This window comes from Streptomyces sp. NPDC028635 (assembly GCF_040637635.1).
GTDB lineage: Bacteria > Actinomycetota > Actinomycetes > Streptomycetales > Streptomycetaceae > Streptomyces.
Map to the genome: position 1 here is coordinate 21768 of NZ_JBEZWX010000060.1, position 10062 is coordinate 31829.

The window sequence follows — 10062 nt, forward strand, 5'->3', positions numbered from 1 at the left end:
CACCCGGACGTGACCCGGACGCAGACACCCGAGCCGCCGAGCGGAGGCAGGCGCCCATGACCGCGCCGGTACCCGGCTTCGCCCCCACCCACGTCGTCCCCCAGGGCGGCATGCCGGCCTGGGAGGCTCCCGACCCGGACCGGCCGACGGTCCCGCTGGACGCCCTGCTGCCGGTGCAGCTCGCCGAGCGGCGCGGCGACTGGGCCCACGTGGTGTGCTCCAACGGCTGGTCCGCCTGGGTCGACGGCCGCCTCCTCGTGGCCGTGCCCCAGGACCCGCCGCGGGCCGGCCGTCCCGCCGCCGCGACGGCCGACCCGCGCCCGCTGCTGGCCGGCGCCGAGGCCGCCCTCGCGCGCTACCGCGGCGCCGTCGAGGACCTGTCGGCCGGCGCACTCGACGGCGAGACCTTCCGCCGGCGCACGCACGGCACCCGGATCGGGGTCGTCGTCGACGGCGAGGACGTCTGGCTGTTCGACGCCGCGCACGAGCGGTGGGTGTACGCCGACGGCACGCGGCTGAGCACCTACGCCGTCGAGGACGCGCCGCGGGCGGAGCGTCCACCTGCCCGCGCCGTCGAGGACATCCCACGGGTGGAGCGTCCGCCCGCCCGCGCCGCCGACGACGCCCCGGGGGACGAGCGTCCACCGGCCCGCGCCGCCGACGACGCCCCTCGGCCGGACCGCTCGGCCGACCATGCCCCCACCCGCGTGGTGAGAGCCGATGAGCGGTGACACCAGCCTGTTCTCCGGCCGCCCCGCCGACCTGGTCGGCCGCCAGGTCGCGGGCTACCGCATCGAGCAGGAGATCGGCCGCGGCGGCATGGCCGTCGTCTACCGCGCCCACGACCTGCGCCTGGACCGCACCGTCGCGCTGAAGCTGCTCGCGCCGGAGCTCGCCCGCAACGACACCTTCCGGGGGCGCTTCGTGCACGAGTCCCGGGTGGCCGCCGCGATCGACCACCCGCACATCGTGCCGGTCTTCGAGGCCGGTGAGACGGACGGCGTGCTGTACATCGCCATGCGGTACGTCGCCGGCAGCGACCTGCGCCACCTCCTCGACCGGCAGGGCCCGCTGCCGCTTCCGGCCGCCGTACGCATCGCCGCCCAGGTCGCCTCCGCGCTCGACGCGGCGCACGAGCACGGCCTGGTCCACCGGGACGTCAAACCCGGCAACATCCTCGTCGCGCGCGGCACCGACAGCGACCATCCCGAGCACGTGTATCTCACCGATTTCGGGCTGACGAAGAAGTCGCTGTCGCTGACCGGCTTCACCACCGTCGGCCAGTTCGTCGGCACCCTCGACTACGTGGCCCCGGAGCAGATCTCCGGCCGCCCGGTCGACGGCCGCTGCGACGTCTACGGCTTCGCGTGCGTCGTCCACGAGACCCTCGCCGGCCGCCCGCCGTTTCGCCGGGACGACGACATGGCCCTGCTGTGGGCCCACCAGTACGACGATCCGCCCCCGCTCACCGGGTTCCGGCCCGACCTGCCGGCGGCCGTCGACACCGTGTTCGCCCGGGCCCTGGCCAAGAGCCCCGACGAGCGCCACCCCACCTGCCTCGCCTTCGTCGCCGACCTGCGCGCCGCGGCAGTGGGAGGCGCGCCCGGCGGCCACCCGCCCACGGAGGTGGACCTCGGCGTCGTACCGCCCGGCCAGGGTGGTCCGAAGGCGCCGCCGCGCTGGGCACGGCCCGTCTTCGAGCCGTGACGGCGGGACGCGGCGCCGGCACCGGGAGTCAGGTGAGGCGTTCCTCGGGCCCGGAGTCAGGGGCGGGGTCCGCGGCGGCGCACCCGGACGGCCGCCAGCGCGCCGAGGAAGCCGGTCACCAGACCCCACAGCAGGGCCCAGCCCACCGCCGTCCACACCTCGGGCGTCAGGAAGAGCTTGCCGGACAGCCCTCCGCCCAGGTCGCCGATGCCCATCAAGGACAGGCCGTAGTGGGCCGAAATCCGGCAGACCAGGCAGATCATCAGGACCGTCAGGGCGAGCGCGATCGCCAGGTGCACCGCGTGCTGCCACAGCCGGACCCGGGCGGGCGAGCGCACCGCCATCACGAACGCCGCCCCGAGCAGCAGCACGGCCGCCGCGACCAGCAGCCACCACGCCTTCCCGTCACGCTCGGCGAGGGTGTGCAGGTTCAGCGTGGAGACGTCCGGCGTGCGCAGCACCTCGTCCAGCAGGTGCGGCATCGGCAGACCGAACGGCCCGTCCACCCTGCCGTGCCAGGTGGCGCCCAGACCGAGGGTGAACGCCAGCCAGACCACGTTCGGCAGGCCCAGCAGGATCACCGCGAAGGTCTCAGCCGCGTGGCCGCGCGACGCGGCGACGACCAGCCCCACCACCACGCCCGCCGCGACGCACGTCAGCAGCAGCGCGACCATCGCGTACGCCGCCGGGCGCACCGAGTCCGCGAACCGTACGACGCGCGGCGGCAGCGGCGCCCCGCGGGCCACCAGCAGCGCGAGGGCCAGCACCCCGGCCAGCCACAGCAGACCGAACAGCACGGTCAGCGGCACGTCCGTGGTGAAGCCCACCTCGGGTCTGATGCCGAAGATCTCGCCGAGATCGCTGAGCGTGGCGTTGCCGAGCGGGATCGCGAAGGTGTGCCGGGCGGCGAACGCCAGCCCGATCAGCCCGAGCAGCCACAGCAGTGCGATGCGTCCCGCCCAGCCCGCCAGCTCGGCGCCACCCGCCACCGCGCGGTGACGCAGCGGCCGCAGAAAGCCCCCCGCCACGACGAGAGCGCCGGCCAGGGTCACCGACAACGGCATCACGGTCACCCCCGCCCCGGTGTCGGCGAGCGCGCCCGCGCCCCCGGTCACCTCGACCGAGCCGCCTACGGCCGTGACGAGGGTCGCCGCCACCACCCGCCAGAACCCGCCGTCCGGCAGATCGGCGGCACCGGCCGCCCACAGCCCGAGCGCCGCCGTCACTCCCATGGCGACGAGACCGGACAACACCGTGGCCAGGGCCTGGATCCAGCCGTGCCGTGCGACGGCAGGGGCGGATGTGGTTCGCGGGCTCACACCGACACGCTATGCAGGGCACGCCCCGCCCGCGCGCCGGGAGAGCCGTCCGCGTCCGCTCGCGGCACCCCCGGAAGCCGGATGACAATGGGAACGGTGTGGAGAAAAGCGGTATGCAGTGCAAGAAATGCCGCAAAGACCCCACGCGGGAAGAGGAGCCTGTGAGCGTCGAACCACCCTCATCGGGCCGCCCGACCGGACCACCCGGTTCCTCCGGCCGCCCGACCGGCCCTCCTTCGGGCCCGCTCTCCGGGCCCGGGGGCCACAGCGGTCCGCCGTCCGGCCCTCCCCCCTCGCAGCCCACCGGCGGCTCGTCCCAGGCGCCTGAACCGCGCCGCCCCTGGTGGAGGTCCGCTCCCCGGGTCGCCGTGCTCACCGCGGTGGTCGTCGCGGCGGTGGTCGTCGCCGTTGTCCTCGGCCGCTCCGGTGGATCCGGCGGCTCAGGCGGCTCGGCCGGCGGCGGCGAGGTGTTCCTCCAGGCGGCCGGGAAGACCGGTCCCGATCCGTTCACGCCGTCGACCGCCACCGACAGCTCCGCGCCGCCCGTCTCCGCCGCCCCCGCCACCGCGTCGGCTCCCGTGAACGCGGTCCGCGGCGTCGACGGCTCGGCACCCGGCCTCTACGGCGGCACCCGCAAGGTCCCCAGCTGCGACGTCGAACGCCAGGTCCGCTATCTGACGGCGGCGCCCGAGAAGAACCGCGCCTTCGCCGCCGTCGCCGGCGTCCGGCCCGACCAGGTACCCGCCTACCTGCGTTCCCTGACCCCCGTCCAGCTCCGCATGGACACCCGCGTCACCAACCACGGCTACCGCGACGGAGCCGCCACCAGCTACCAGGCCGTCCTCCAGGCCGGCACCGCCGTCCTCGTCGACGACCACGGCACGCCCAGCGTGCGCTGCGCCTGCGGCAACCCGCTCACCCCGCCGGTCGCCCAGCAGGGCACTGTCACCCGCAAGGGCGACTCCTGGCCGTCGTACCGCTCCTCCGACGTGGTCGCGGTCGCCCCCAGCACCCGGGTCATCACCGTCTTCGTCCTCTACGACTCCGACCATCACACCTGGATCGCCCGGCACCCCGGCGACACCGGCGGCCACGACCGCAAGACCCACCCGCCCGCCTCGCCGACCCCCTCGTCGAGCGTGTCCACCTCCGTCGGCCCCACCCACCCGGTGCCGGAGACGTCCAGCGCGCCCTCGTCGGCCCCGGTCCCGCCGTCCTCCGAGCCGCCCTCGTCACAGTCGTCCGGTTCCGCACCCGCGAGCCTCTCGCCGCCCACCTCCCAGCCGCCCGCGTCCGAGCCACCCCCGCCCGGGTCGGCGTCCGGCGAGTCCCCGGCGTCGGGGGCGTCGGGCTGAACCACGTGTGACCGAAACCGCTCGGTGCGCCGGCCCGGGCGGGGAGTGTGCGGCGAGACTCGGGGTACGAGCACAGGTGCAGCAACGTCCGGCCGTACCGGCTTCCTAGAGAGACACGCATGACCGAACAATTGGGCGGGGAAGTGATACCGACGGGTTTCGACGTACCCGTGGAGCCCCTGAGGCGGGCCACCCACTACACCGGCGAGCCCGGCAGCATCGCCGAGGCACGCGGCTTCACCGCGCAGTTCGTCGAGCAGTTGCGCACCGAGTGGTGCGCGCGGATCGGCGGCCGCGCCGAGGAAGCCCTGCTGCTCGTCGTCAGCGAACTCGTCACCAACGCCGAACGGCACAGCAACGGCCCCTACATCCTGGAGCTGGAGGGCACGGACGCCGCGGTCACGGTGTCCGTCTACGACAGCAGCGCCGCCCTGCCGAGGCGTTTTCCGCGCGATCCCGAGCGGGTCGGCCGGCACGGTCTGGAGATCGTCCACGCGCTGGCGGCTCAGGTCGTCGCCGAACGCGTCCCCGTCGGCAAGCGGGTGAGTGCCCTGCTGCGCCTGCACCCGCAGTGAGCGGGCCGCGCACCCTCCTCCCGGAAGGCGGCGCCGGCCCGCTCCCGGCCGCGCTCAGGCGCAGCCCAGTTCACCCAGCATGCCCTCACGCAGGCGCAGGATGATCCGCTTGATCAGCCGGGACACGTGCATCTGCGAGCAGCCGAGCCGTTCCCCGATCTCCGCCTGAGTGGCCTCCTCCACGAACCGCATGTGCAGGATCTGCCGGTCGCGTTCGCCCAGTTCGGCCATCAGCGGGGCCAGCGACTGGAAGTCCTCCACGAGCCGCAGCCCTTCCTCCTCCACGCCGATGAAGTCGGCGAGCACGGCCTCGCCGTGCTCCGGGCCGTCGCCGGTGAGGGCGGCGTCCAGCGACGAGGAGTTGTAGCCGTTCGCGGCGATCTGCGCCTCGACGACCTCCTTCTCGGAGATGTTCATCAGCGTCGCCAGCTCGGCCACCGTCGGCTCCCGGTCGAGCCGGCTCGCCAGCTCGTCGCGGGCCTTGGCGAGTTCGACACGCAGCTCCTGAAGCCGCCGCGGCACATGCACGGCCCAGGTGGTGTCCCGGAAGAACCGCTTGATCTCACCGACGATGTACGGCAACGCGAACGACGTGAACTCCACCTCGCGCGCCAGCTCGAACCGGTCGATCGCCTTGATCAGGCCGATCATGCCGGTCTGGACGATGTCCTCCATGTCGTCGCCGCGCCCGCGGAAACGGCCGGCCGCGAAGCGGACGAGGGACATGTTCATCTCGATGAGGGTGTTGCGCGCGTACTGGTATTCGTGCGTGCCCTCCTCGAGTTCCGCCAGACGTCGGAAGAACTGGCGGGACAGCTGCCGCGCGTCCCGCGGGGCGATCGTCCGCGGGTCCTCGACTCCCGGCAGCGGGCTCTCACCCGTGCTGGTTCCGGCAGCCTTCGCGGCGACCTGTGCCTCCGACCGGATCACGGCGGTGGACATCGGCTTTCCCTCCCACGGAAGTACGGTGCGACGTGTTGCGCTGCCCCTCCGCCTACCCGGAGTCGTCCAGGGCATGCCCCCCTTTTCGTGGAAGTGACCGAAAACCGTTCTCCGCGGGGGGACGGACGACTTCACCCAGGGCAGAACGCCGCGGCCTTCCCCTCGCCAACACGCCTTCTAGGCTGGGCAGGTGAGCACTCAGACACCGAACGAAGCCCGTATGAACGACACCGGCATGCACGAGTCCCGTATGAGGGAAATCCGCCTGAACGAAGCCCGCGTCATCCCGCTGCGACCCCCGGCCGCCCGTCCGGAGGGCCGCCCCGCGGCGAAGGAACCCCTGTGGCGGGACCTGGTCGGCGACGTGCTGCGCCGCGAGCGCCGCGCCCAGGAGCGCACCCTCAAGGACGTCGCCGAGACCGCCCGGATCTCCATGCCGTATCTGTCGGAGGTGGAACGGGGCCGCAAGGAAGCCTCCTCGGAGGTCCTCGCGGCCGCCGCCCACGCCCTCGGCCTGAGCCTCGGCGACCTGCTGGCGCGCGCCCATACGGAACTCGTCCGCGTCACCGCCCGGACCGCGCACCCGAACCGCGGCACGACCAGGAACACCGCGTCGCACAACGGCCTGTGCCTGGCCGCCTGAGCGCGGCGCGGCCTGTCACAGTCCGGCTCGGCGCCTGCTCAGCACCCGGTCGGCGAGCCCGTAGGCGACCGCCTCCTGTGCGGTGAACACCTTGTCCCGGTCCATGTCGGCGCGCAGCGTCGCGATGTCGTGCCGGGTGTGCCGGGACAGCACCTCCTCCACCTGGGAGCGGATCCGCACCATCTCCTGGGCCTGCAGGGCCAGATCGGACACGGTGCCCTGCCGGCCCCCGGACGCCGGCTGGCCGAGCAGCACGCGCGCGTGCTCCAGCACGAACCGCCGCCCGGCGTCCCCGCCCGCCAGCAGCACGGCCGCCGTGGAGGCCGCCTGGCCGACGCAGAACGTGGAGATCGGGGCCTGTACGAACGTCATCGTGTCGTAGATCGCCATCAGCGACGTGAACGAACCCCCTGGGGAGTTGAGGTAGATCGCGATCTCCTGCTCGGGTGCCGCCGACTCCAGGTGGAGCAGCTGCGCGATGACGACGTTGGCGACGCCGTCGTCGATCTCGGTGCCGAGGAAGATGATCCGCTCGTTCAGCAGCCGGCTGAAGACGTCGAAGGACCGTTCGCCCTGCGGGGTGCGCTCGATGACGTTCGGAATCGTGTAGGTGCCCATGCTCACAGCCCCGTCCGTCGCCTGGAGGCCGCCGGGCGCACGTCCGCGAAGGACTCCACGACCCGGTCGACCATGCCGTACTCCTTGGCCTCCTCGGCCGTGAACCAGCGGTCCCGGTCACCGTCCCGGGAGATGGTCTCCGGGCTCTGACCGGTGTGCTCGGCGGTGATCCGCTCGATGGTCCGCTTGGTGAACTCCAGGTTCTGCGCCTGGATCTCGATGTCCGCGGTGGTGCCGCCGATGCCCGCGGACGGCTGGTGCATCATGATCCGGGCATTGGGCAGGGCGTACCGCTTGCCGGGCGCGCCGACGCTGAGCAGGAACTGGCCCATGCTCGCGGCGAAGCCCATGGCCAGCGTGGAGACGTCGTTCGGGATGAGCCGCATGGTGTCGTAGATCGCGAGGCCGGCGTGCACCGAACCGCCGGGGGAGTTGATGAACAGGCTGATGTCGGTGCGCGGGTCCTCCGCCGACAGGATCAGCAGCTGGGCGCAGACCCGGTTGGCGGAGACCTCGTCGACCTGGGTGCCGAGCAGCACGATCCGCTGCCCGAGCAGCTGGTCCGCGAGCTGGTCGTCGAAACGGGTCGGCGGCGTGTCGCCCTCGTCGGCACGTGGTGCGAGGGCGGTGAGTGGAGTCATGGGAGCTCCCGTCGGGTCGGGGATCGGCTTCGACTCCACTGTCGGCTCCGGCCCGCTCCTGCGGCAGGTTTCTCTGCCCGCGGCAGATTCGCCACGGGCAGAGCCCGCCGGACGCGCCCTGGGCCGGGCCCGCCGGATGCGCCTTGGGCCCGGGCCCGCCGGATGAGCCGCGCCCCGGGCCCGCCGGACGCGCCCTGGGCCGGGCCCGCCGGATGCGCCGCGCCCCGGACCCGCCGGATGCGCCCTGGGCCGGGCCCGCCGGATTCACCGCGGGCAGGACCCGCCGCGTTCGCGCCGGCCGGACCCGCCGGGCTGACGGCGGGCCCGGCCCGCCGTCAGCCCTTTTCGCGCAGCTGCCGGAAGAACGCCCGTACGTCCGCGACCAGCAGGTCCGGCTCCTCCATCGCCGCGAAGTGGCCCCCGCGGTCGAACTCCGTCCAGCGCACCAGGTTCTCCGTGCGCTGCGCCCGGTGCCGCAGCGGGATCTGGATCTCCTTCGGGAACAGGGCCAGCGCGGTGGGCACGGTGGACGGCTCCTGCGGGGCGGCGGCACGGCCGGTGGTGTGGGCGCGCTCGTAGTAGATCCGCGCGGACGAGCCGGCCGTCGCCGTCAGCCAGTACAGCATCACGTTCGTCAGCAGCCGGTCCCGGTCCACGGCCTCCTCCGGCAGCTCCTCGGAGTCCGTCCACTCCCGGAACTTCTCGACGATCCAGGCGAGTTGCCCGACCGGTGAGTCCGTCAGCGCGTAGGCCAGCGTCTGTGGCTTCGTCGCCTGCAGCGCCGCGTAGCCGCTGCCCTCGCGGGACCACTGCTCCCAGCTGTGCCAGGACCGCAGCGCCTCCTGCCGTTCCTCAGGGCTCAGCGCCGCGAGCTCCTGTTCGGTCGGCTCGGTGAGCTGCTGGGCGCCCGGCAGCAGATTGAGATGGACGCCGATGACCCGGCCGGGGTGCGCGCGGCCCAGTTCGCGGGAGATGGCCGCACCCCAGTCGCCGCCCTGGACCCCGAACCGCTCGTAGCCGAGCCGGGTCATCAGCTCAGCCCACGCGTCGGCGACCCGTCCCGCCTCCCAGCCCGGCGCGGTGGTCGGCCCGGACAGCCCGAACCCCACGATGCCCGGTACGACGACGTGGAAGGCGTCGGCCGCCTCGCCGCCGTGCGCCACCGGGTCCACCAGCGGTCCCACGACGTCGAGGAACTCCACGATGGAGCCGGGCCAGCCGTGCGTGAGGATCAGCGGGATGGCGTCCGGCTCGGGGGAGCGGACGTGGGCGAAGTGCACGTGCTGCCCGTCGAGGGTCGTGGTGAACTGCGGCCACTCGTTCAGCCGCGCCTCCGCGGCCCGCCAGTCGTAGGTGTGCCGCCAGTGGTGGACGAGGTCGCGCAGATAGTCGACGGGGACTCCGTACGCCCAGCCGGTGCCCGGGAGCTGGTCCGGCCAGCGGGTGCGGTCGAGGCGGTCGTGGAGGTCGTCCAGGTCGCTCTGCGGGATGTCGAGACGGAAGGGACGGATGCCGGTGTCCGCGGCGGATGACGTCATGGCCCGGATGCTAGGTGACCTCGGTGACGAGGCCGTACGGATTAACGGCTGCCCGTGGCCGATGAGTTTCGCCGCCCTGGCCGGTCGACACTGGTGACCGCGTTCCGCGCCGCTTGGCGCGCCTTCAGGAGGTGTCGCATGACCACCGACGGATTCACCACGTGTCTCTGGTTCGACGGCCAGGCCGAGGAGGCCGCGCACTACTACGTGTCGATCTTCAAGAACGCCCGCATCGGCCGGATCGGCCGCTACACCGAGGCCGGGCCGGGCCCCGCCGGCTCGGTGATCGCCGTCGACTTCACGGCCAACGGCCAGAAGTTCGTCGCCCTCAACGGCGGACCGCAGTTCACGTTCAGCGAGGCGATCTCCTTCCAGATCTTCTGCGACAGCCAGGAGGAGGTCGACCACTACTGGACCAGGCTCACCGACGACGGCGGCGAGCCCGGGCCCTGCGGCTGGCTGAAGGACAAGTACGGGGTGTCCTGGCAGGTCATCCCGGACGGGCTGATCGACATGATCAGCGACCCGGACCAGGAGAAGGCGGCCCGGACGATGCGGGCCATGCTGGCCATGGGCAAGCTCGACAAGGCTGCGCTGGAGAAGGCCTACGCCGGGCAGGAGTGAGGCGGCGGGGCGCCCGCCCTCCACGGCCGGCGCCCCCCCCCCCCGGGGGGTACGGCAACCTGGCGGCCCGGCGCGACCCCCCGGCGGCCCGCGCCGGCGC

11 protein-coding genes are annotated in these 10062 nt (G+C 73.3%); 6 read left to right on the top strand and 5 right to left on the bottom strand.

Annotated elements, in window-relative coordinates:
* Positions 1 to 56: 56 nt before the first annotated feature.
* Together AB0E88_RS34040 and AB0E88_RS34045 are read left to right on the top strand one after the other, a co-directional pair.
* On the top strand, positions 57 to 731 hold the full coding sequence (locus AB0E88_RS34040; protein WP_361638651.1) for a hypothetical protein: 675 nt from the start codon (positions 57 to 59) through the stop codon (positions 729 to 731).
* On the top strand, positions 721 to 1707 hold the full coding sequence (locus AB0E88_RS34045; RefSeq protein ID WP_361638653.1) for a serine/threonine-protein kinase: 987 nt from the start codon (positions 721 to 723) through the stop codon (positions 1705 to 1707). The genes AB0E88_RS34040 and AB0E88_RS34045 overlap by 11 nt, the downstream gene beginning before the upstream one ends.
* A 56-nt stretch (positions 1708 to 1763) precedes the next feature.
* Here the strand turns inward: AB0E88_RS34045 and AB0E88_RS34050 are convergent, their stop codons facing one another.
* Positions 1764 to 3026 carry a streptophobe family protein gene (locus tag AB0E88_RS34050; protein ID WP_361638655.1) on the bottom strand — a complete coding sequence of 421 codons (1263 nt, stop codon included), beginning with the start codon at positions 3024 to 3026 and terminating at the stop codon, positions 1764 to 1766.
* A gap of 161 nt (positions 3027 to 3187) precedes the next feature.
* Between AB0E88_RS34050 and AB0E88_RS34055 the strand changes: the two genes are divergently transcribed.
* On the top strand, positions 3188 to 4381 hold the full coding sequence (locus tag AB0E88_RS34055) for a DUF6777 domain-containing protein (protein ID WP_361638657.1): 1194 nt from the start codon (positions 3188 to 3190) through the stop codon (positions 4379 to 4381).
* 119 nt (positions 4382 to 4500) lie between these two features.
* Positions 4501 to 4956, top strand: a complete 456-nt coding sequence (locus tag AB0E88_RS34060) for an ATP-binding protein (RefSeq protein WP_361638659.1) — start codon at positions 4501 to 4503, stop codon at positions 4954 to 4956.
* 54 nt (positions 4957 to 5010) lie between these two features.
* On the opposite strand, the gene AB0E88_RS34065 is transcribed toward AB0E88_RS34060, so the two are convergent.
* Positions 5011 to 5898 (bottom strand): RNA polymerase sigma factor SigF, encoded by an 888-nt coding sequence (locus tag AB0E88_RS34065; protein WP_361638661.1) that lies wholly within the window; start codon positions 5896 to 5898, stop codon positions 5011 to 5013.
* A gap of 250 nt (positions 5899 to 6148) precedes the next feature.
* Here AB0E88_RS34065 and AB0E88_RS34070 point away from each other — a divergent pair, with 250 nt between their 5' ends.
* Positions 6149 to 6541, top strand: coding sequence for a helix-turn-helix transcriptional regulator (locus AB0E88_RS34070; RefSeq protein ID WP_361638674.1), 393 nt, complete (start codon positions 6149 to 6151; stop codon positions 6539 to 6541).
* Between the two features lie 15 nt (positions 6542 to 6556).
* Here the strand turns inward: AB0E88_RS34070 and AB0E88_RS34075 are convergent, their stop codons facing one another.
* From AB0E88_RS34075 to AB0E88_RS34085, 3 genes are all read right to left on the bottom strand, one after another.
* On the bottom strand, positions 6557 to 7159 hold the full coding sequence (locus tag AB0E88_RS34075; RefSeq protein WP_361638676.1) for an ATP-dependent Clp protease proteolytic subunit: 603 nt from the start codon (positions 7157 to 7159) through the stop codon (positions 6557 to 6559).
* A 2-nt stretch (positions 7160 to 7161) separates the two neighbouring features.
* The gene (locus AB0E88_RS34080) at positions 7162 to 7800 is read right to left on the bottom strand and encodes an ATP-dependent Clp protease proteolytic subunit (RefSeq protein ID WP_361638663.1); all 639 of its coding nucleotides are present in this window, start codon (positions 7798 to 7800) and stop codon (positions 7162 to 7164) included.
* A 335-nt stretch (positions 7801 to 8135) separates the two neighbouring features.
* Positions 8136 to 9338: an epoxide hydrolase family protein gene (locus AB0E88_RS34085; RefSeq protein ID WP_361638665.1), complete on the bottom strand. Its 1203-nt coding sequence runs from the start codon at positions 9336 to 9338 to the stop codon at positions 8136 to 8138.
* Between the two features lie 138 nt (positions 9339 to 9476).
* Between AB0E88_RS34085 and AB0E88_RS34090 the strand changes: the two genes are divergently transcribed.
* Positions 9477 to 9962, top strand: coding sequence for a VOC family protein (locus tag AB0E88_RS34090; RefSeq protein ID WP_361638667.1), 486 nt, complete (start codon positions 9477 to 9479; stop codon positions 9960 to 9962).
* Positions 9963 to 10062: the final 100 nt, after the last annotated feature.